This is a genomic window from Bradyrhizobium sp., from assembly GCF_036735945.1.
Taxonomy (GTDB): domain Bacteria; phylum Pseudomonadota; class Alphaproteobacteria; order Rhizobiales; family Xanthobacteraceae; genus Bradyrhizobium.
The window spans coordinates 19,132-39,299 of sequence record NZ_DAINNI010000040.1 but is presented as its reverse complement, the minus strand read 5'-3'; the positions used below and the strand labels follow the sequence as shown (position 1 = coordinate 39,299).

Here is a 20,168-nt window from a genome sequence, read left to right as displayed (position 1 = left end):
CTGTTCGCCAACATCACGCCGAACACGCACATGATGAGCTATCAGACCAGCGAGGAGAAGCTTGCCAGCGTCTACATCACCGAGAAGGTCGATCGCAAAACCGGCTGGCAGTATGTCTGCCTCGAGGAAGAGTGGACACGCGGCTACACACAGGAGATCCAGGATTTCATGGAATGCGTTGCCACGGGCCGGCAACCGCTTTCGGATCTGGCGCTGGCCTTCGAGACAACCAAGGTCAACTACGCCGGCTATTGGGCGGCCGAGGAGGGGCAGCGCGTCAGCCTCTAGAGCGCCGTTCTCCGTAGCTCCGGCCCCGCAAACAGGCTATTCAGGGTCGACATCCGTCCGAAAACGGATCCAGCGCTCGACAGCATGTGTTCCGCACCGATGATCCAGTCTCCGCCCGCGATTGCCACCGAGGCCTTCACCGATGCCGATGCGGCGGTGGCCCGGCTCGAAGAAATCTACGACCGCAACACCCAATTCCTGCGCGATCGTTTTGAGGCCTATCTCAACGGAGAGGCTTTCGCCTCGCAGGTGCGCGCCTGCTATCCGTTCGTCAGGATGACGACGGCAACCCACGCGCGGCTCGACTCGCGCCTTGCCTATGGCTTCGTCGCGGGGCCGGGCGTGCACGAGACGAGCGTAACGCGGCCCGACCTGTTCCGGAACTATCTCACCGAGCAGATCCGCCTGCTCGTCGAGAACCACGGCGTACCGGTCGAGATCGGAGAGTCCAGCGAGCCCATCCCGGTTCATTTTGCCTACAGGCGCGACATCAACATCGAGGCGGCGCTCACCAATTACGCCGTCGGCATGCGGTCGCTGCGCGACATCTTCGATACCCCGGATCTCGCCACGATGGATGACGCGATCGCGGACGGGACCTTCGAACTGCCACGAACCGCGCCCGAGCCGTTGTCGCTGTTCCGCGCGGCGCGCGTCGACTATTCGTTGCGCCGGCTCTATCACTACACCGGCACCGACCCGGAACACTTCCAGAATTTCGTGATCTTCACCAATTATCAGTTCTATGTCGATGCCTTCGCGCAATTGTGCCAGCAGCGACTGGCGTCGGGCGAACCCGGTCTCGATGCCTTCGTGGCGCCGGGAAACGTTGTCACCCACAGCGCGCGGCTCGGCGGCGGCACCGACGGGGTTGCGCCGGCACGCGCACCGCAAATGCCGGCCTTCCATCTCGCGCAGCCAGGCTATCGCGGCATCACGCTGATCAATATCGGGATTGGTCCCTCCAATGCGCGCAACATCACCGATCATGTCGCGGTGCTGCGGCCACATGCCTGGCTGATGATCGGGCATTGCGCCGGTCTCAGGAACACCCAACGACTCGGCGACTATGTGCTGGCGCACGGCTATGTTCGCGAGGACCACGTGCTCGACCATGAATTGCCGCTGTGGGTGCCGATCCCTGCGCTTGCCGAAATGCAGGTCGCGCTCGAAGAGGCGGTCGAAGAGGTCACGGGACTTGCCGGCTTTGAGCTCAAGCGGCTGATGCGCACCGGAACGGTCGCGAGCGTGGACAACCGCAATTGGGAGATATCGGGCCCGTCCGTCATCCGGCGGCTATCGCAATCGCGCGCCGTTGCGCTCGACATGGAGTCCGCGGCGATTGCTGCCAACGGCTATCGCTTCCGCGTTCCCTATGGCACGCTGCTCTGCGTCTCGGACAAGCCGCTGCATGGCGAAATCAAGCTCGCCGGCATGGCCAGCGAGTTCTATCGCCAGCGTGTCGGCCAGCATCTTGAGATCGGCCTGAAGGCGCTCGAGCGGCTCAAGCGCCAGGAGTCCGAGCGCCTGCATTCGCGCAAGCTGCGCAGCTTCGCCGAAGTGGCCTTTCAGTAAAGCCGCCGCGCTACGCCGAATAGACCGATGATTTCGGCAGCGGGAATACCGGGTCCTGCGTCCTGATGCTGGTCGGCCAGACCACCGAAATATGCTCGCCGGCATTCTGCATCACGACCGGTGTCGAGCGCTCGTTCTGCCCGGAGAGCGGCGTACCCGGCCGATAGAACTTGACGCCATAGCCCTGAATGGTGCCGCCGACGGGGATATCGACGTCGAGCGCCGCCTTGCGGATCGCTTCGGGGTCGAAGCCGCCATATTTCTCCTTGGCGACCGGCAGAACGTTGTTGAGCAGAATCCAGGTCTGGTTGAAACCCATCGAGCAGTGCGGCGGCACGTCGGTGGCGCCGGTCTTTTCCTTGTAACGCGCGACCATGACCTTGGTGAGATCGCCGATCCCGGGCGCAAGCTTTGCGGGGTCAAGCAACTGCGCGGGCACCGGATCGATATTGCAGAAATTGTCGATGTCGGCGCCGAAGGTCGCGCGCAACTTGTCGAGCTGGCTGTAGCCCGCGCCGTTGCCGAACAGCATCTTGAACTTGAGGCCGTTCTCGCGCGCCTGGCGCAGGAACAGGGTGATATCAGGGTTGTAGCCGGCGTGCGAGATCACGTCGGCCCGCGCGCGCTTGATCTTGGTGACCAGCACCGAAAGGTCAGGCGCAGACGCGGAATAACCTTCCTTGAGCACGATCTGCAGCCCTGCCTCCTTGGCATAGGCCTCGTCAGCCGCGGCGACGCCGACGCCGTAAGGACCATCCTCGTGGATCAGCGCGACCTTGACGTCCTTCGGCTCCATGCCGAGCTTGGCCTTGGCGTGCTCGTTGAGGAAGCTTGCGAACGCCTGGCCGTATTGATCGGAGTGGATTTGCGCGCGGAAGACGTATTGCAGGTTCTTGTCCTTGAACACGGCGGTCGAAACCGCTGTCGTGATCCAGAGGATCTTCTTCTGCTGCTCGACCTTGGCCGCGAGCGGGACCGCGTGCGCACTGGCATAGACGCCGTTGATGATGTCGATCTTCTCCTGGTCGATCAGGCGATTGGCTTCGTTGATCGCAACATCGGGCTTGCTCTGGGAATCCGCTGAGACGGCGGCAATCTTGTGCTTGCCGCCGATGCCGCCTTTCTCGTTGACGAGATCGATGGCGATCTGCGCGCCGATCGAGGAGGCGACCGATCCGCCCGCCGCAAAGGGCCCGGTCAGGTCGTAGATTAGGCCGATGCGCAAGGTCTCGGCTTGCGCCTGTGCGCGGGTCCAATCAAAGGTGAAAGCGGCGGCGGCAGCTGCAGAAGTCTTCAGCAGCGTCCTGCGTGAAGTCGGCATCGTATCCTCCCACTGATTTCTTATTGTCGGCCGGGACCGGTTATTCCGGTTCTTCGGGCGAAGTATTTGGAGAATGTGGAAGGAAGTCAACCTGCGCCGGGGTGACTGACCATGCGCTGCAAGACCGGCGAAGCCGGCAGGTTCATCAACTAAAGTCGGATGGCGCGCGGGAACGCGCCACCCATCCACTTTACTCGTATTTCATACGCCGGCGGCCGCGGCATGCTGCGCCGCCATCTCGTCGTCGGCCGCATTGATCCGCTGGAAGGTCGGGCGCGAGGTGATGCGCTCGGAATAGCGTGCGAATACGTCCTTCTTCGGCACGAGGCCGAACATCATCGTCCAGTTGAAGGCGACACCCCAGAGAATGTCGGCCGCGGTCATGCGGTCGCCGAGCAGATAGGGGCCCCTGGAAAGCTGGGCCTCGAGCGCGCCGAGCATCGATTCATAATCGGCGTAGGGCGACTGCGTTACCGGCGCCGGCTCATGCTTCATGAACTTGTCGATCAGCGCCGGCTCGAAGGAGGCGCCGTAATAGGCGATCCAGCGCAGATAGGGGCCGCGCCTGGCATCGTCGAGTGCGGGCGTCAGGCCGGCTTCCGGAAACAGGTCGGCGAGATAGATGTAGATCGCGACCTGCTCCGTGATCAGCGCCTCGCCGTGGCGGATCGTCGGCACCTTTCCGAGCGGATTGACCGCGAGATAGGCGGGCTGCCGCTGCTCGCCGGCTTTCATGTTCAGGACATGGAGATCGTAGGGGGCTCCCAGTTCCTCCAGCAGCACCCGCGTGCCCGTGGCGCGCGTCTGGGGTGAGTAATAGAGAGTGATGCGGTCGGATTTGGTCATCTGCAGTTCTCCTGGGTCTTGGATCGGGGCCCCTCTATGCCCCACCATACCTGACATCCTCTGTCAGGTATGGTTTAAGGGATCATGCGCGCGAGCCGATTGCTGTCGATCCTCACCACCCTGCAGGCGCGGGGGCGAATTACCGCCCCCGAACTCGCTGATACCTGCGAGGTATCGGTGCGGACCATCTATCGCGACATTGATGCGCTCGCGGCCGCCGGCATTCCCGTCTATGCGGACCGCGGGGCCGAAGGCGGCTATCGGCTGCTCGACGGCTACCGTGTCAGGCTGAACGGATTGTCGCCGCCGGAGGCCGAGGCGCTGTTCATGGCGGGCCTGCCGGGGCCAGCCGCTGCGCTCGGGCTCGATGCGGCGATGATGGCCGCGCAGAACAAGCTGATGGCGGCGCTGCCGGCCAATCTGCGTGAGAACGCCGGCCGTATGCAGGAGCGCTTTCATCTGGACGCGCCGAACTGGTTCGGCGAGGCCGAGGAGCCCGTGCATCTGCGGGCCATTGCCGGCGCGCTGCTGCGCGAACGCATGATCAAGATCCGCTACCAAAGCTGGCGGGCGGAGAAGCAGCGCCGCGTTGCGCCGCTCGGTCTCGTTCTCAAGGCCGGGAGCTGGTATCTTGCCGGCTATGTCGACAAAAGCGTTCGGACCTATCGGGTCGCGCGGATTCTGGATTGCAGCGTTCTCGATCAACCCTTCGCGCGCCCTGCGGATTTCGATCTCGTCGCCTATTGGCAGGCCGCGACGCTGCGGCTCGAAGCCGAACTTCATCCCAACACCGTCACCGTGCGGCTGTCGCCGTTCGGCATCAAGCTGCTCAATGTCGTGACGCAGCCCTATGTGAAAGCGCGTATGCGGATCGAGGAGACGGTAGACGCCGCCGGCTGGCGCATCGCTGTGCTGCCGATCGGAAAGACGGTATGGCACGCGGCCACCGAGCTGTTGCGGTTCGGCGCCGAGGCCGAGGTGCTGGAGCCTGTCGAGCTGCGTGAGAAGATGGCTGAGATCGCGCAGGCCATGGCCGCGCGCTACCACGACACCAAGCTGTACGATGGTGTTGGACCTGAAGCCGATCCGAATGCCATCCTGCCATCGTCGACCCTATCTCGGAGCTGCGGATCATGACCGACGAACTGTGCTTCCTGCCCGCCAGCGAACTGCGCACGCGGATCGCCCGCAAGGAGGTTTCGCCGGTCGAAATCACGCGCGCCGTTCTGGCGCGGGCCGAGCTGCTGCAGCCCGAACTCAACTGCTTCATCACGCTGTGCGCCGACGAGGCGATGGCCGAGGCGAGGGAGGCCGAGCGCGCGGTCATGGCAGGGGAACCTCTCGGCCTTCTTCACGGCATTCCCTACACCGTGAAGGATCTGGTCAACACCATGGGCGTGCGAACGACGTTCGGCGCGGTGCCCTACAAGGACAACGTTCCCGACCACGATGCGGTCGCGGTGGCGCGGCTGCGGGCGGCCGGGGCGATCCTCATAGGCAAGACCACGACGCCTGAGTTCGGCACCAAGTGCCTGACGGATTCGCCGTTGTTCGGTCGCACCCGCAACGCCTGGAGCGCGGCGCGCTCGAGCGGCGGTTCAAGCGGCGGAGCGGCGGTTGCGGTAGCCAGCGGTATCGCGCCGCTGGCCATTGCGACCGACGGCGGCGGTTCCACGCGAATCCCGGCCGCCTGCAACGGCCTCGTCGGGCTGAAGCAAAGCAACGGCGTCATTCCCCACAGCCAGGTGCAGGACGCATTCGGCAACCAGACCTATGTGACGCCGATGACGCGCACGGTCGCGGATACCTCGCTGATGATGCAGGCGATGTCGGGTGAAGATGCGTCCGATCCGTGGTCTATCGGTTTCCGGTCAGGGAATTTTGTCGAGGGATCGGCGCCGACCGGCGACCTGCGCGGGCGCAGGATTTCATTCTGCCTCGCGCCAACCGGCCGGTCCGTCGCGGCTGAGGTGGTCGCGGCGTTCAAGGTCGCGCTTGCCCGGTTGGAAGCCCTTGGAGCCGAGCTCGAGGAAATGCCGGCCGATGGATACGAGATCGAGCCGATCTGGCGCGCCATCAATCACACCGCGTGGCGTGCGCGGTTTGAGAAGCTCGCGGCCGATCATGCCGACGAGCTGAGCGAGACCTTCCTGAAGCAACTGGCGCTGGCGACGAAGGTCAGCGGTGTTGACTACCAGCAGGCGATGTTTGACCGTACCGCGCTGTTCCGGCGGATACAGGCACTTCTGCAAAAGATCGATATCCTCGCGATGCCAACCATCACGCGCACCGCGCTTCCGATCGATCAGGATCTGTTCGGCACGATCGAGATCGACGGCCAGGTGTTCAGCGATGTCAGGCAGAACTGGTTTCCGTGGACCATGCCCTTCAACATGACGGGCCACCCGGCCATCAGTCTGCCCTGCGGCTTCAGCGCGGACGGCCTGCCGATCGCCATTCAACTCGTCGGCCGGTTCCGCGGCGACGTCGAACTGCTGCGCGTCAGCGCTCTGTTCGAGGCCTCGCAGGATATCCTCGGCCAATGGCCGGGTCTGGCAGGCGGGTAAGATGCTGATGTCACCACGCCGGGGCGCGAGCAGTGGAGGCGGGACTTGAGCGTCTTCATCCTGCGCCGCTTTCTGACGCTGATTGCGACGCTGCTCGGCGCGTCGCTGATCATCTTCCTTGTGCTGGATGCCTTGCCCGGCAACGCCGCGCAGATGCTGATGGGCGCGGATGCCTCGCCCGATGCGGTCCGCGCGATGACGATCAAGCTCGGGCTGGATCAGCCGCTGTACTATCGCTACTTCCACTGGATCGCGGGCATGCTGACCGGCGATCTCGGCAACAGCTACGTCTATGGCACGCCGGTCGCAGGGCTGATTGCGGAGCGTCTCACGCTCACGATTCCGCTGGCGATCATGTCGATGTCCGTGACCGTTGTGCTGGCGCTTGCGGCCGGTATCTATACGGCTGCCAACCACAACAAGCTTGGCGACGTCGGCGTGATGTCGCTGACGCAGCTCGGCATCGCGCTCCCCAATTTCTGGTTCGCCATCCTGCTGATCCTGTTGTTCGCCGTGAAGCTGCAATGGCTGTCGGCGGGCGGATTTGCCGGTTGGGAGGAAAGCATCTTGGCCGGCATCAAGTCGCTGCTGCTGCCGGCGATCTCGCTGTCGGTGGTGCAGGCGGCGATCCTGGCGCGCGTCACGCGCTCCGCGGTACTCGAGGTGTTGCGCGAGGATTTTGTGCGTACCGCGCGCGCCAAGGGCCTGAGCAAGCGCGACGTGTTGTGGCGGCATGTGCTGCGCAACGCCATGATCCCCGTCATGACGATCATGGGCCTGCAATTCGCCAACCTGCTGGCCGGCACGATTGTGATCGAGAACGTGTTCTATCTGCCGGGCCTCGGCCGCCTGATCTTCCAGTCGATCGCCAATCGCGACCTGATCGTGGTGCGCAACTGCGTGATGTTGCTCGCGGCGATCGTCGTCATCGTCAACTTCGTGGTCGACGTGCTCTATGCCTTCATCGATCCGCGCATCAAGGTGCATAACCTATGAGCACCCCTTTGAGCGTCCGGGTCGAGGCCGTCGCCGCGGGTCCGCGGCCCGCGGCCGGCTTCTGGCGCCGCGCGCTGCGCCATCGCAGCTTCGTCGTTGGCGGCACGCTCAGCCTGATGGTGCTTTGCGCCGCCTTGCTGTCGCTGGTCTGGACGCCATGGTCGGCCTATGAAATCGACGTGACAGCAAAACTCAAGCCGCCATCGGCCGCGCACTGGCTCGGCACCGACGTGTTCGGACGCGATATCGTCTCGCTGCTGCTGGTCGGCGCCCGCGCAACCATCATGGTCGGCGTCATCGCCGTCGGCATCGGCCTTACATTCGGGGTGTGCCTTGGCCTGATCGCCGCCGCGCGCAAAGGCTGGACCGAAGAGTTGATCATGCGGATGAGTGATTTCACCTTCGCGTTTCCGGCCGTGCTCTCGGCGATCATGCTGGCCGCGGTCGCGGGGCCGGGCATGGTGACCTCGATCGTCGCAATCGGCATTTTCCAGATTCCGACGCTTGTGCGGCTGACCCGGGGATCGGCCAATGCGATCTGGGCGCGGGAATTCGTGCTGGCTGCGCGAGCCTCGGGCAAGGGCGGCTTCCGCATCACGATCGAGCACGTGTTGCCGAACATCCTGCCGATCCTTATCGTGCAGGCAACGATCCAGTTCGCGCTCGCGATCCTTGCCGAGGCGGCGCTGTCCTATCTAGGCCTCGGCACACAGCCGCCGCAGCCGTCCTGGGGGCGCATGCTGAACGACGCGCAGACGCTCCTGTTCCAGTCGCCGATGCTCGCGGTCTATCCGGGCGCGGCGATTGCGGTCGCCGTGCTCGGCCTCAATCTGCTCGGAGACGGGCTGCGCGACCTGCTCGATCCGCGCCTGGCGCGGGAGCGTTGAGATGAGCGTTTCAGTCAACACGCCCCTGATCGAGGTCAGGGATCTCGGCGTCCGGCTCAATACCAGCCGCGGTCTGGCGCAGGCCGTTCGCGGCGTCAGCTTCTCGCTGAGGCGCGGCGAGACTCTCGGGCTGGTCGGCGAATCCGGCTGCGGCAAATCCGTCACCGCGCTTGCGCTGATGGGTCTGTTGCCGGAGAGCGCCGTCGTCAGCGGTAGCGTCCGTCTCGGCGGCCGCGAACTGGTCGGCCTGCCGGACGCAAATTACTGCGAGTTGCGCGGCAATCGCATCAGCATGATCTTCCAGGAGCCGATGACGGCGCTCAACCCGATGCATACGATCGGACGCCAGGTGGCTGAACCGCTTCGGCGCCACACCAGTTGCTCGGCGGCCGAGGCGCGCAGAGAAGCTATCGCGCTGCTCGATCGCGTCGGCCTTCCCGATGCGGCGAAACGGATCGATGCCTATCCGCATCAGTTCTCCGGCGGCCAGCGCCAGCGCGTCACCATTGCGATGGCGCTGGCCTGCCAGCCCGACGTCCTGATCGCCGACGAGCCGACCACGGCGCTCGACGTCACGATCCAGGGACAGATCCTCGACCTGATCGCCGATCTCGTGACCGAACGCGGCATGTCGATGATCCTGATCTCGCACAATCTCGGCGTCATCGCCGAGAACGTCGATCGCATGATGGTGATGTACGGCGGCACCGTCGTCGAGAGCGGCGAGACCAATGCCGTGTTCACGCGGATGGGGCATCCGTACACGCAAGGCCTGTTTCGCGCCCGCCCTCGGCTCGGTGCGCACAAGGGAACACGGCTGCAGACCATCGCCGGGACCGTTCCTGAACTCGCCGATCTGCCGGCGGGTTGCACCTTTGCTGATCGCTGCGCAATCGTCGAGGACCGCTGCCGCACGGCGCTGCCTGGTATCGCGGACGTCGGCGCCGGCCATGGCGTGCGCTGCATCAGGACGGATGTCTCGATGGCCAAATCCGTCGGAGCGGTGAGAGCATGACTATGCTTGACGAGGCGCCGCCGACGACCGGGCAGCCTCTGCTCGATGTCAGGGATCTGGCGCAGCGTTACACGCTGCCGCGCGAAAGCATGTTCAAGCCGGCCGCGCAGGTCCATGCGCTCAACGGCGTCACTGCGCAGGTGATGGCCGGCCGCAGCCTCGGCGTGGTCGGCGAGTCCGGCTCGGGCAAATCGACCTTCGCCAGACTCGTGATGGCGCTGGAGCGGCCCTCGTCGGGCTCGGTGTCGCTGATGGGCCGCGACCTCAACCGCCTGCCGGCCGAAGAATTGCGCCGCGCCCGGCGCGATTTCCAGATGGTGTTTCAGGACCCTTACGGATCGCTGGATCCGCGGCAGACCATCGCGCGCATCGTCGCCGAGCCGTTGACCGCACTCGGGCGGATGGATCGCGCCTCACTGGGTGAGCGGGTTTCCAACGTGCTGCGGCAGGTCGGCCTGCGCGACGCCGACATGGAAAAGTACCCGCATGAATTCTCCGGCGGCCAGCGCCAGCGCATCGCGATCGCGCGGGCGCTGATCACCCAGCCGAAGCTGATCGTCGCCGACGAACCGGTCAGCGCGCTGGACGTCTCCGTGCAGGCCCAGGTGCTCAATCTCCTGCAGGACCTGCAGGATCAGTTCGGGCTGAGCTACATCCTGATCAGCCACGATCTGGCGGTGGTCGATTATCTCTGCGACGAGATCGCGGTGATGTATCTCGGCCGGATCGTGGAGCAGGGCAGCCCCGAGGACCTGTTCGCGCATTGTGCCCATCCCTATACGCGGGCGCTGCTCGAGGCGGTGCCGCGCGCCTGCGCCGGCGGGGTGCGTCGCCGCCGCGGCGCCCAGCAGATCGCGTCCCAGTCGACCGGCACGAAGGGATGCACCTATGCGTCGCGCTGTCCGCTGGCCGACCAGCGTTGCCGTGACGCTACGCCGCCGCTGCGCAACGTCGGTACCGCGCACCTTGCCGCCTGCCACCATGCCGAGGCCGTGATGGCGCTGCCGCCGGTGGCGGCGGAGGATTAGCCTTTTGTGCGGGACTGGACTAGCCTGTTCGAGATAGGTCGCGGGAGCAAGACATGCTGAAGAAACTGATCCTGGTCGCGGTGGCTGCCGCGTTTGCCGCAGCGCCGCTGCCGAGCCTGGCGCAGGGCAAGAAGGACAGCGTCGTCATGGGAATGACGCTGGAGCCGCCGGGGCTCGATCCCACCAACGCGGCGGCGGCGGCGATCGGCGAGGTGACGCTCTATAATGTCTACGAGCCCCTGACCAAGATCAACGAGGACGGCTCGGTATCGCCATTGCTCGCCGAGAGCTGGCAGGCCTCGCCTGACCTGAAAATCTATACATTCAAGCTCCGCAAAGGCGTCAAATTCCACAACGGCGAGCCGTTCGATTCAGCCGCGGTCAAGTTCTCCTATGAGCGCAACGCGGCGCCGACCAGCACCAACAAGGACAAGAGCCTCTACCAGGCGTTCGAGTCGGTTGCCGCGCCAGACGCGGAGACGATCGTCGTCACGCTCAAATATTCCGAACCGAACCTGCCGTTCCTGATCGGGCAGGCGGCCGGCTCGATCGTCGAGCCGAAGAGCGCGCCGACCAATGTGACGCAGCCGGTCGGCACCGGCCCCTATACGCTCGGCGCCTGGGCCAAGGGATCGTCGATCACGCTGGCCAAATGGCCCGACTATCGCAACGCCGCCGCGATCAAGCTTTCCAAGGTGACCATCCGCTTCATCGGCGATCCCGCGGCCCAGGTAGCGGCGCTGCTGTCGGGAGATATCGACGTGTTTCCACGCGCCGCGGTGCAGCGCAGCGTGGCACAGTTCAAGGCGGACCCGCGTTTCAACGTCCTGGTCGGCGGCTCCAGGGCCAAGACGATCGTCGGCATCAACGAGCGCAGGAAGCCGCTCGATGACGTGCGTGTTCGCCGTGCCATCCTCGCTGCCATCGATCGCAAGGCGATGATCGACGGTGCCGTCGACGGTTTCGGCACGCCGATCGGGAGCTTCTATACGCCGGGATCGCTCGGCTATGTCGACACCACCGGCATCAATCCCTACGACCCGGAAAAGGCCAGGAATCTGCTGGCGGAAGCCGGCGTCAAGACGCCGCTCGAGCTCAGCCTGAAACTGCCGCCGCCGCCTTATGCGCGGCAGGGCGGCGAAGTCCTCGCAGCCATGCTTGCCAAGGTCGGCGTAACAGCCAAGATCGAGAACGTCGAATGGGCGCAATGGCTGTCACAAGTGTTCGCCGGCAATGGCCCGCACAATTTCGACCTCACCATCGTCTCGCATGTCGAGCCGTTCGACCTCGTGAAGATAACCGAGCCCGACTACTATCTCGGCTACAACAACGAGGCCTTCAACGCGCTCTACAAGCAGATCACGGCAACGCCGGCGGAAGCCGAGCGCGCCAGGCTGCTCGGCGACGCGCAGCGCATGCTGGCAACCGACGCGGTCGCCGGCTTCCTGTTCCAGCCGCAATGGATCACGGTTGCGAACAAGAAGCTGAAGGGCGTGTGGAAGGAAGTCCCGCAGTTCGAGAACGATTTTTCGGCGTGGAGTTGGGAGTAGCCTCGATCTATTGAGGTTCGATTCCCGCAGCCTTGATAATGCGTCCCCACTTGTCGATTTCCGTCTTGAGGAAGGCCTCCAGCGCTCCAGGCGTGGCGCGCTCGGCTTCGACCGGCGCCATGCTGAGTTCACCGAAACGGCTGATCAGTGCCGGGTCCTTGAGCGCAGTCTGCAGGGCCGCGACCAGCGTATCGATCACGGGTTTCGGTGTGCCGCGCGGCGCGTAGAGGCCGTACCACGTCGTGACGTCGAAGGCGGGGAGGTCGGCTTCGGCCGACGTCGGCACATCGGGCAATGTCGGCACGCGCTTCTTGCTGGTGATCGCATAGCCCTTGATCGTCTTGGACTGAATGTGCGGCGTCGGGCCGGTGGCGGGATCGCAATAGACATCGATATGTCCGGCGATGACGTCATTCAGCGCGGGACCGCCGCCCTTGTAATAGACCTGCGTCAGTTTGGTATCGGTCGTGCTCATGAACATCAGTCCGCAGAGCTGGGAAGCGGAGCCGAGGCCGACACTGCCAAAGGTCATCTTGTCGCCATTGCTGCGGATCTGGGCGACCAATTCCTTCAGATCCTTCGCGGGAAAATTCGGCCGCGTCACCAGGATCATCGGCACGTCGGTGACGAGGCCGATCATGGAGAAGTCGCCGACGGGATCGAACGGTAATTTGGCGTAGAGCGACGGTGCGGTCGCCTGTCCGACATGCATCAGGAGCAACGTGTAACCGTCGGGCGGAGATTTCGCGACGCGATTGGTGCCGAGCGTGCCGCCGGCGCCCACCACGTTCTCGACCACGAACGACTGCTTCAGCGTCGCGCTCATGGCCGTGCCGAGAATTCGCGCGATCACGTCACCGGGGCCACCGGCCGAGAACGGCACGATCATCGTGATGGGACGGGACGGGTAATCCTGCGCGAGCGCCGGGGTGTACGGGAGGGAAAGCACCAGAAGCAGGACCAGCGATCGCAGCAGATACATCATTGAACACCCCCAAAACGCTTTCTCTTATTCGTCGGGAAGCTGGTTCTCCTTGGCCGACGTGCGCGCGATCATGTCGAGCGCGGCTACCGCCGCGGCCTTGACGTGATCGACGCAACAGCGTTCGGCGAGTTCCTCATCACCGCTCTGGATCGCGCGCCAGATCGCGGTCACCTCGCGCAGGCTCTTGTTGATCCGTTTCGGCTGCGACATCGAGGTGATCCGCAGCAGCGTGATCCGGTCATGCAGCGGCTTCAGCATCCGCTGAACGAAGCTGTTGCGGCAACCGCCGATCAGCGCGCCGTAGAAGTCGGTCTTGGCCTCCAGGCATCCAACCAGATTCTGGCTTGCGGCGGCCGCTTTCAGCCGGGTCAGCGCATCGCCAATTCGATGGACCACGTCGGGGTCGCGCAGCCGTGCGCATTCGCGGCCGGCAAATCCCTCCAGGACCGCGCGGGCGTCGTAGAGTTGCCTGGCTTCCTCGAGGCTGATGGTGCTGACCACGGGGCCGCGATGCGGCACGGTGTTGACCAGCCCGTCGGCCTCCAGGTGCCGCAGCGCCTCGCGAATCGAGGGACGGCTGACACCCATCATTTCGCAGAGCTCGCGCTCGACCAGCCGCTGGCCCGGCTTCAGGGTGCCGGACATGATTGCTTCGCGCAGCTTCTGCGCGACCATCGCCCGGACGGTCGGAACGTCCTCGATTCGAAGCGTCGATTGCAGTTCTGTACGTCTGTCCATGGCCGGGCCTTCGTTTGCGTGGCTTAGTACCGGTTTACAGGCAGAATCATCGTTTCGGCAATTTGAACATGGGTCTCCTGCCGCCGGCAGCGCCCGTCAGGACTACCGTCTGGCCTGATCGGTCGGTCATCGCAAGCACTCCGTGTTTAGTGTTGTTCATGCGACCGACCAGCCTCCGTCGATCGGCAAACAGGTCGCCGTGATGTCCTGCGCGGCCGCGCTGCAGAGGAAGGCCACAAGCGCGCCGACGGCTTCCATCCCGATGAACCGGCCGGATGGCTGCCGCGTCGCCAGATAGCTTTCCGTCGCGCTTTCGACGCTCTCGCCCGCATTTTCCGCGATGGAAGCGATCTTGCCCTGGATGGCGGGTGTCGGCAGCGTGCCGGGCGCTACCGCGTTGCAGGTGATTCCGCTGCGCGCATTTTCGAGCGCGACGGCGCGGGTGATGCCGAGGATCGCCGTCTTGGTGGTGACGTAGTCGATGCGATTCTCGACCGCGCGGGTCGAGTAGATCGAGGCCATGTTGATGATGCGGCCCCAGCCGCGCTGCTTCATGGCGGGGAGCGCCAGGCGGATCAGATGAAAGGGCGCGGACAGATTCACCGCCAGCGCGCGGTCCCATTCTTCCGGCGGAAAATGCTCCACGGCGGCGAAATGTCTGACAACAGCATTGTTGACGAGAATGTCGATCGTACCGCAGCGATCGAGCATGTCAGCCATCATGGTTTCGATGGCAGTACGCTGCGACAAATCCGCTTCGGCGGCAACGACTGCTACGCCGAACCGGGCGCTGAGGCGCTCGGCGGCCTCCCTGGGCGCGACGCGATCGTGCAGGACAATATTGGCCCCCGCGCCGGCAAGGCTTTCCGCCACCGCCAGGCCGAGGCCGGCGGTCGCTCCGGTCACGAGGGCCCATTTGTCCTTCATCGCGCCGTGGCTCCTATTTCTTGTCGAGTTCGGCGAACACTTCCTTGGCGTTGCGGAAAGCGTCGACGCCGGCGGGCACGCCGCAATAGATCGCCACCTGCATGAAGACCTCGCGGATTTCCTCGCGCGTGGCGCCATTGGCCAGCGCGCCGCGGACGTGCGTCTTCAGTTCGTGCGGCCGATTGAGCGCGCAGAGCATCGCAAGATTGAGGAAGCTGCGGGTCTTTCGCTCCAGCCCGTCGCGGCCCCAGACATAACCCCAGCAATACTCCGTCGTCAGGTCCTGCATCGGGCGGTTGAAATCGTCCGCCGACGCCAGTGCCTTGTCGACGAACTCGCTGCCGAGCACGCTCTTGCGGATCTCGAGTCCGCGGTCGTAGGTCGCCTTGTCCATGTTGTTCTCCGTTTCCTGGCGATGTCAGCTCTTCGGCCAGAATGGTTGGGATAGCGCCAGTTGCGGCGGGAACACCGTGACCGGCACGCCTTTCTGCCACTGCACGATGGTCATGCCGGCGCCGACGCGTCGGCCCTTCTCGTCGAACTTGATCTCGCCGAGCGGATAGTACTTGGATGGGCCGGCGTCTATGCTGCGCAAGGCGTCGGCGACCGCGACGCGGTCAGCCTTGCCGGCCTTCTCGAGCGCGTCCTTGATCACCCACATGTCGCCATAGGTGGAGATCGCGTTCTGCGTCATCCATGGCTCCTTGTAGCGGGTCTTCAGCTCCGCGATCAGCGCTTCGTGCCCCTTGGCTCCCCAGCTTGCGACGCAGGTCAACACGCCCTGCAGCAGTTCGGGGCTGACGGTCTGCAGCATGTCAGGCTCGGCGATCGCGATACCGAACGAGATGGTTGGGATCTTGCCCTGGCCGAGGCCGAACTCGTTCATCTTCTCCAGCAGCAGTTTTGCATCCGAGATCACCGTTGGCAGGAAGAACAGCAGGTCCGGCTTGGCCGAGCGGATCTTCTGCACCAGCGACGTGGCGTCGGCGAGCGGCGGCGTGAAGGTTTCGTCGACGATGAGTTGCAGCTGGTTCTCGGCCAGCAGGCCCTCGCGCATCGACTTGGCCGAGGCGACGGAAGCCGCGGTGTTGTCAGTCAGGATCGCGACCGTCTTCGGCCGCTTGCCGGAGGCGCTCTCCGCAAGCTTGATGATCTGCGGCAGGGCCTGCTTGGCCTGCGAGCCCGCCGTCGCCGAGGTCTGGAAGACGTATTTGAAGCCGCGGTCGGTGATGAGGTCGGAATAGGAGAGGGTGAGGACGGGCAGGTTGGCCCGCTCCGTGACCTCGGTGACCGCGAGCGTGAAGGAAGAGAGATAGGCGCCGCTCGCCGCCACCAGATCGGTCTCCTGCGCCACCATGCGCTGCGCGGCGTTCTTGGCCTTCTCGGTGCTGTCGCCGGAGTCGAGCACGACGAGCTTCATCTTGGCGCCGCCGAGCGCCTTGATGCCGCCCTGGGCGTTGATGTGATCGATCGCCATTTCGGCGCCCTCGCGCATCACCGTTCCCGGGCGCGCATACATGCCCGATATCGGCACCAGCAGGCCGACCTTGACTTCAGAAGGCTGCTGCGCCCAGGCGCGCGATGCAATCAGCGCGCTGGATGCGCCGGCGAGCAACGTTCGCCGGGTCACTTTGGTCGGAATATTTCCACTCATGACGATCCTCCTCCCTCAATGATGATGCAATGTCTTGTCAGGACTTCTTCGGCCAGAACGGCGTGGCCTGCGCGAGATCGGGTGGATAGACGGTGACCGGCACGCCATTCTGCCACTGCACGATGACGACGCCGGCGCCGACGCGGCGACCCTTCTCGTCGAATTTCAGCTCGCCGCCCGGATAATATTTGGACGGCCCGGCATCCATGGTGCGGAACGCCTGCGCGACGGATTGGCGGTCGGCCTTGCCGGCCTTCTCTAGCGCCTCCTTCATCAGCCACATGTCGCCATAGGTCGAGACGACGTTCTGCGTCGCCCACGGCTCCTTGTATTTCGCCTTCAGCTCCGCGATCAGTTCCTCCTGGCCCTTCGAGCCCCAATTGGCGACGATGGTCATGATACCCTGCACGGCCTCGGTGCTGACGCTTTGCAGCATGTCGGGCTCGGCGATGGTGATGCTGAACGAGACGGTCGGGATCTTGCCCTGGCCGAGGCCGAACTCGTTGATCTTTTCCAGCCCGAGCTTGGCGTCCGACACCGCGTTCGGCATGAACAGCAGGAGGTCGGGACGCGCCGAGCGGACTTTCTGGATCAGCGGCGTCGCGTCGGACAGCGGCGGCGTCCAGATCTCTTCCACGACGAGCTGCAGGCCTTCCTGCGCGAACAGTTTTTCCTTGAGCGCCTTCGCGGTCGCGATCGAGGTCGCGGTGTTGTCCATCAGCATCGCCACGGTCTTCGGCCGCTTGCCGGAGGCGGATTCGGCGAGCTTCATCAGGGTCGGCAGACCGAGCTCGGACTGCCGGCTGGCGGGCGCTGCGGTTTGGAAGATGTATTTGAAGCCGCGCTCGGTCAGCAGGTCCGAATAGGAAAGCGTCAGCACCGGCAATTCGGCGCGCTCGGTGACTTCGGTGACCGCCAGCGTGAAGGAGGAAAGATAGGCGCCGGTCGCGGCAACGAGGTCGGCTTCCTGCGCCACCATTCGCTGTGCCGCGTTCTTCGCCTTTTCGGTGGTGTCGCCGCAATCGATCACGACCAGCTTCATCCTGGCGCCGCCGAGCGCCTTGATGCCACCCTGCTTGTTGATGTGATCGATGCCCATCTCGGCGCCCATCTTCATCACCTGGCCTGGACGGGTATAGATGCCTGACAGCGGCACGATCAGGCCGACCTTGACCTCGGCCGGTTGCTGCGCGCGCGCAAGTCCTGAGAAGCCGACGGCGGCGACGCCCGAAAGTACGGTCCGGCGCGTCAATCCCTTGTTGTTCTTGTTCACTCTGCTTCTCCCTGTTTCCTTGTTTTTGTCAGAACTTGTCACATGCCGAGATAAGCCTTACGGACCCGGTCGTCGGCGCGCAGCGTCTCGTTGTTGCCTTCGAGCACGACTCGTCCGGCTTCGAGGACGTAGCCGTGGTCGGCGGATTCCAGTGCTTCAGCCACGCGCTGCTCGACCAGCAGCATGGTCAGGCCGGATTGCTTGCGGATATCGATCAGCCGCTCGAAGATGAAATCCGCGGTTGACGGCGCGAGCCCCATCGACGGCTCGTCCAGCATCAAAAGCTTGGGCGAGGAGGCGAGACCGCGGCCGATCGCCAGCATCTGCTGCTGACCGCCCGACAGCGTGCCGGCGAACTGGCCGCGGCGTTCGGCGAGCACCGGCAGCCATTCGAAGATACGCCCGATATTCTGCTTCCAGTCGCGCCGGCCGCTTTCGGTCATCGCGCCCATTTCCAGGTTTTCCATCACCGTGAGCGACGGAAACACCTGGCGTCCCTCGGGCACATGGGCGATACCGAGATGGGCGCGCTGAGCCGGCGGCACGGTCAGCAGGTCGGCGTCGCCGAACGTGATCCGGCCGCCGCTCGGCTGCAGGATGCCGGAAATGGTCTTGAACAGCGTGGTCTTGCCGGCGCCGTTCGGCCCGACGATCGCGACGAACTGGCCTGCCTCGACATTGATCGACACGCCGTTCAGGACGGGCTTGGCCGAATAGCCCGCGCTCAATCCCTCAATGCGCAGCATGGGCCACCCACTTCTTGCCGAGATAGGCCTCGATCACGCGGTTGTCGCGCGTCACGACCTCCGGTTCTCCCTCGGTGATGACGGCACCGTGGTCGAGGACGACGAAGCGGTCGACCAGGCGAACCATCGCCTGCATCGTGTGCTCGATGATCGCGATCGTGATTCCGTCGCGGGCGAGTTGCTGGATGACCGCGACGACCTCGTCCGCCTCGCCATGGCCAAGGCCTGCGAGCGTCTCGTCGAGCAGCAATATTCTCGGCTGGCCGGCTAGCGCCCGTGCGAGCTCCATCAGCCGCAGTTCCTTGGTCGACAGCTCGCCGGCAACGCGATCCGCCACATCGGACAGGCCCACGCGTGCGACGGCGTCGGCCGCGAGCTTTCTCGCCTCGTCCTCGTTCCCAGCCCGCACATAGGCGCCGACCACGACGTTGTCTGATATCGACATGCGCAGGAACGGACGCATGACCTGGAAGGTGCGGCCGATCCCGGCTTCGCAGATCGTATGCGGCCGTTCGCCGGACATGTTGCGACCGCCGATGAGAACTTCGCCCTCGTCGGGCCGCAGAAAACCGTTCAGGAGATTGAACAGCGTAGTCTTGCCGGCGCCGTTGGGGCCGATGATGCCGAGGATCTCGTTCTTGTGCAGCCTGAAGCTGACATTCTGTACGGCCTTCAGGCCGCCGAACGAGCGCGAGAGATTGCGTACCTCCAGCACGACTTCGGAAGTAGCGGCGCGCTGCCGGGCAACGGGTAAGGGTGTCACATTAGCCGCTGCCGGCTGTGACGCCTGTGGCGCGGCCGATACCTCCGTGGCAGTCGTCTTTGCTAGTCGCCTGCGCAGGAGATCGCGCAGCTTCCAGAACAGTCCTTCCGGGGCAACCAGGATCACGCAGATGATGGCGAAGCCGAAGATCACGCCCTGGATGCCTGGAATATACGAGCCAGCTTCGGCGTGCAGCGTCTCGGCCAGCGGAATCAGGATGACCGCACCGATCACCGGGCCCCACACCGTGCCGACGCCGCCGAACATGGCGACGGTGAGCGCCTGCGCCGACACCAGCATGCCGAACACCGACTGCGGGGTAACCACCAGCAGCACCTGGGCGTAGAAGGCGCCGATCGCGGCAGCAATAGCTCCGCTCAGCGTAATCGCCCGCAGCTTCCAGGCCAGCGTATTGATGCCGGCCGCCTCGGCGGCTGCCTCGTTCTGCTTGATCGCGAGCAGCGCCATGCCGAAGCGGGACTGCTCGATAATCCGCGTCAGAATGATCGTGGCCAGCATGATGGCCAGCGCCACCAGCGTGTAGATCCGGGGATCGCCGAACTGCATGTAGGCGATCGGCGCGTCGCGCTTCATCGGAAGCGTGACTTCCTGGAAGCCTAGCCACTCGAAGACGTAGAGGATGGCGAGCGGGTAGGCGAGCATGGCCAGCGCGAAGTAATGGCCCTGCAGGCGGAAGGTCGGAAAGCCGACGAGGAGTCCGGCGATGCCGCCGAGCATTGCCGCGATCGGTATCAGAAGCCAGGGAGACAGATCGAAGTAGATCTGGCCGAGCGCGGTCGTATAGGCGCCGATCCCGAAGAAGGCGGCGTGGCCGAACGAGATCAGGCCGGTGTAGCCGCTGAGCAAATTCCAGGACAGGCCGAATACCGCCCACACCGGGACCAGCGTCAGCACCAGCTGGTAATAGGAATTGGTGACGCTGAGCGAGACCACCGCATAGGCGATCGTGAAGATGATCGCAGGCAGCAGCGAGCGGAATTGGAGCATG

The 20,168-nt window shown here is 64.4% G+C and carries 19 protein-coding genes; 9 read left to right on the top strand and 10 right to left on the bottom strand.

Features of this window, described 5'->3' with window-relative positions; translation table 11 throughout:
• The coding region (locus V7E26_RS15540; RefSeq protein ID WP_324417499.1) for a Gfo/Idh/MocA family oxidoreductase at positions 1-288 on the top strand (288 nt) is incomplete at its 5' end.
• Between the two features lie 99 nt (positions 289-387).
• On the top strand, positions 388-1,863 hold the full coding sequence (locus V7E26_RS15535) for an AMP nucleosidase (RefSeq protein WP_324417497.1): 1,476 nt from the start codon (positions 388-390) through the stop codon (positions 1,861-1,863).
• 10 nt (positions 1,864-1,873) lie between these two features.
• Here the strand turns inward: V7E26_RS15535 and V7E26_RS15530 are convergent, their stop codons facing one another.
• Positions 1,874-3,184, bottom strand: coding sequence for an ABC transporter substrate-binding protein (locus tag V7E26_RS15530; RefSeq protein WP_324417495.1), 1,311 nt, complete (start codon positions 3,182-3,184; stop codon positions 1,874-1,876).
• Between the two features lie 201 nt (positions 3,185-3,385).
• Positions 3,386-4,030, bottom strand: coding sequence for a glutathione S-transferase family protein (locus V7E26_RS15525; RefSeq protein ID WP_324417493.1), 645 nt, complete (start codon positions 4,028-4,030; stop codon positions 3,386-3,388).
• Between the two features lie 84 nt (positions 4,031-4,114).
• Here V7E26_RS15525 and V7E26_RS15520 point away from each other — a divergent pair, with 84 nt between their 5' ends.
• From V7E26_RS15520 to V7E26_RS15490, 7 genes are read left to right on the top strand one after another with little or no spacing between them, the layout of a single operon-like run.
• Positions 4,115-5,167, top strand: coding sequence for a helix-turn-helix transcriptional regulator (locus tag V7E26_RS15520; protein WP_324417491.1), 1,053 nt, complete (start codon positions 4,115-4,117; stop codon positions 5,165-5,167).
• On the top strand, positions 5,164-6,597 hold the full coding sequence (locus tag V7E26_RS15515; protein WP_324417488.1) for an amidase: 1,434 nt from the start codon (positions 5,164-5,166) through the stop codon (positions 6,595-6,597). Before V7E26_RS15520 ends, V7E26_RS15515 begins: the two co-directional genes overlap by 4 nt.
• Before the next feature lie 45 nt (positions 6,598-6,642).
• Positions 6,643-7,593, top strand: coding sequence for an ABC transporter permease (locus V7E26_RS15510; RefSeq protein WP_324417486.1), 951 nt, complete (start codon positions 6,643-6,645; stop codon positions 7,591-7,593).
• Positions 7,590-8,480, top strand: coding sequence for an ABC transporter permease (locus tag V7E26_RS15505; protein WP_324417484.1), 891 nt, complete (start codon positions 7,590-7,592; stop codon positions 8,478-8,480). Before V7E26_RS15510 ends, V7E26_RS15505 begins: the two co-directional genes overlap by 4 nt.
• Before the next feature lies 1 nt (position 8,481).
• On the top strand, positions 8,482-9,495 hold the full coding sequence (locus V7E26_RS15500) for an ABC transporter ATP-binding protein (RefSeq protein WP_324417482.1): 1,014 nt from the start codon (positions 8,482-8,484) through the stop codon (positions 9,493-9,495).
• 2 nt (positions 9,496-9,497) lie between these two features.
• Positions 9,498-10,523, top strand: coding sequence for an ABC transporter ATP-binding protein (locus tag V7E26_RS15495; protein ID WP_442893406.1), 1,026 nt, complete (start codon positions 9,498-9,500; stop codon positions 10,521-10,523).
• Between the two features lie 53 nt (positions 10,524-10,576).
• Complete coding sequence (locus V7E26_RS15490) at positions 10,577-12,073, top strand: ABC transporter substrate-binding protein (RefSeq protein ID WP_324417478.1); 1,497 nt, start codon at positions 10,577-10,579, stop codon at positions 12,071-12,073.
• A 7-nt stretch (positions 12,074-12,080) separates the two neighbouring features.
• On the opposite strand, the gene V7E26_RS15485 is transcribed toward V7E26_RS15490, so the two are convergent.
• From V7E26_RS15485 to V7E26_RS15450, 8 genes are all read right to left on the bottom strand, one after another.
• A complete protein-coding gene (locus V7E26_RS15485) occupies positions 12,081-13,058 on the bottom strand; it encodes a tripartite tricarboxylate transporter substrate-binding protein (RefSeq protein WP_324417476.1) in 978 nt (325 codons plus the stop codon).
• Positions 13,059-13,082: 24 nt separating this feature from the next.
• Positions 13,083-13,796, bottom strand: coding sequence for a GntR family transcriptional regulator (locus V7E26_RS15480; RefSeq protein ID WP_324417474.1), 714 nt, complete (start codon positions 13,794-13,796; stop codon positions 13,083-13,085).
• Positions 13,797-13,952: 156 nt separating this feature from the next.
• Positions 13,953-14,723 carry an SDR family oxidoreductase gene (locus V7E26_RS15475; protein ID WP_324417472.1) on the bottom strand — a complete coding sequence of 257 codons (771 nt, stop codon included), beginning with the start codon at positions 14,721-14,723 and terminating at the stop codon, positions 13,953-13,955.
• A gap of 13 nt (positions 14,724-14,736) precedes the next feature.
• Positions 14,737-15,117, bottom strand: a complete 381-nt coding sequence (locus V7E26_RS15470; protein ID WP_283032482.1) for a carboxymuconolactone decarboxylase family protein — start codon at positions 15,115-15,117, stop codon at positions 14,737-14,739.
• A 24-nt stretch (positions 15,118-15,141) separates the two neighbouring features.
• Positions 15,142-16,377, bottom strand: a complete 1,236-nt coding sequence (locus tag V7E26_RS15465; RefSeq protein ID WP_324417469.1) for an ABC transporter substrate-binding protein — start codon at positions 16,375-16,377, stop codon at positions 15,142-15,144.
• 37 nt (positions 16,378-16,414) lie between these two features.
• Positions 16,415-17,650, bottom strand: coding sequence for an ABC transporter substrate-binding protein (locus V7E26_RS15460; protein ID WP_324417467.1), 1,236 nt, complete (start codon positions 17,648-17,650; stop codon positions 16,415-16,417).
• A gap of 38 nt (positions 17,651-17,688) precedes the next feature.
• The gene (locus V7E26_RS15455; RefSeq protein WP_324417465.1) at positions 17,689-18,396 is read right to left on the bottom strand and encodes an ABC transporter ATP-binding protein; all 708 of its coding nucleotides are present in this window, start codon (positions 18,394-18,396) and stop codon (positions 17,689-17,691) included.
• Positions 18,383-20,167 carry a branched-chain amino acid ABC transporter ATP-binding protein/permease gene (locus tag V7E26_RS15450; RefSeq protein ID WP_324417463.1) on the bottom strand — a complete coding sequence of 595 codons (1,785 nt, stop codon included), beginning with the start codon at positions 20,165-20,167 and terminating at the stop codon, positions 18,383-18,385. Before V7E26_RS15450 ends, V7E26_RS15455 begins: the two co-directional genes overlap by 14 nt.
• Position 20,168 lies beyond the last annotated feature (1 nt).

Bases quoted from the DNA above. Each gene is read 5' to 3' on its own strand.
- V7E26_RS15455 (WP_324417465.1), bottom strand. From the start codon at position 18,396: ATGCTGCGCATTGAGGGATTGAGCGCGGGCTATTCGGCCAAGCCCGTC.
- V7E26_RS15495 (WP_442893406.1), top strand. From the start codon at position 9,498: ATGCTTGACGAGGCGCCGCCGACGACCGGGCAGCCTCTGCTCGATGTC.
- V7E26_RS15530 (WP_324417495.1), bottom strand. From the start codon at position 3,184: ATGCCGACTTCACGCAGGACGCTGCTGAAGACTTCTGCAGCTGCCGCC.
- V7E26_RS15505 (WP_324417484.1), top strand. From the start codon at position 7,590: ATGAGCACCCCTTTGAGCGTCCGGGTCGAGGCCGTCGCCGCGGGTCCG.
- V7E26_RS15475 (WP_324417472.1), bottom strand. From the start codon at position 14,723: ATGAAGGACAAATGGGCCCTCGTGACCGGAGCGACCGCCGGCCTCGGC.
- V7E26_RS15485 (WP_324417476.1), bottom strand. From the start codon at position 13,058: ATGATGTATCTGCTGCGATCGCTGGTCCTGCTTCTGGTGCTTTCCCTC.
- V7E26_RS15470 (WP_283032482.1), bottom strand. From the start codon at position 15,117: ATGGACAAGGCGACCTACGACCGCGGACTCGAGATCCGCAAGAGCGTG.
- V7E26_RS15450 (WP_324417463.1), bottom strand. From the start codon at position 20,167: ATGCTCCAATTCCGCTCGCTGCTGCCTGCGATCATCTTCACGATCGCC.
- V7E26_RS15525 (WP_324417493.1), bottom strand. From the start codon at position 4,030: ATGACCAAATCCGACCGCATCACTCTCTATTACTCACCCCAGACGCGC.
- V7E26_RS15465 (WP_324417469.1), bottom strand. From the start codon at position 16,377: ATGAGTGGAAATATTCCGACCAAAGTGACCCGGCGAACGTTGCTCGCC.
- V7E26_RS15490 (WP_324417478.1), top strand. From the start codon at position 10,577: ATGCTGAAGAAACTGATCCTGGTCGCGGTGGCTGCCGCGTTTGCCGCA.
- V7E26_RS15535 (WP_324417497.1), top strand. From the start codon at position 388: ATGATCCAGTCTCCGCCCGCGATTGCCACCGAGGCCTTCACCGATGCC.
- V7E26_RS15480 (WP_324417474.1), bottom strand. From the start codon at position 13,796: ATGGACAGACGTACAGAACTGCAATCGACGCTTCGAATCGAGGACGTT.
- V7E26_RS15515 (WP_324417488.1), top strand. From the start codon at position 5,164: ATGACCGACGAACTGTGCTTCCTGCCCGCCAGCGAACTGCGCACGCGG.
- V7E26_RS15500 (WP_324417482.1), top strand. From the start codon at position 8,482: ATGAGCGTTTCAGTCAACACGCCCCTGATCGAGGTCAGGGATCTCGGC.
- V7E26_RS15520 (WP_324417491.1), top strand. From the start codon at position 4,115: ATGCGCGCGAGCCGATTGCTGTCGATCCTCACCACCCTGCAGGCGCGG.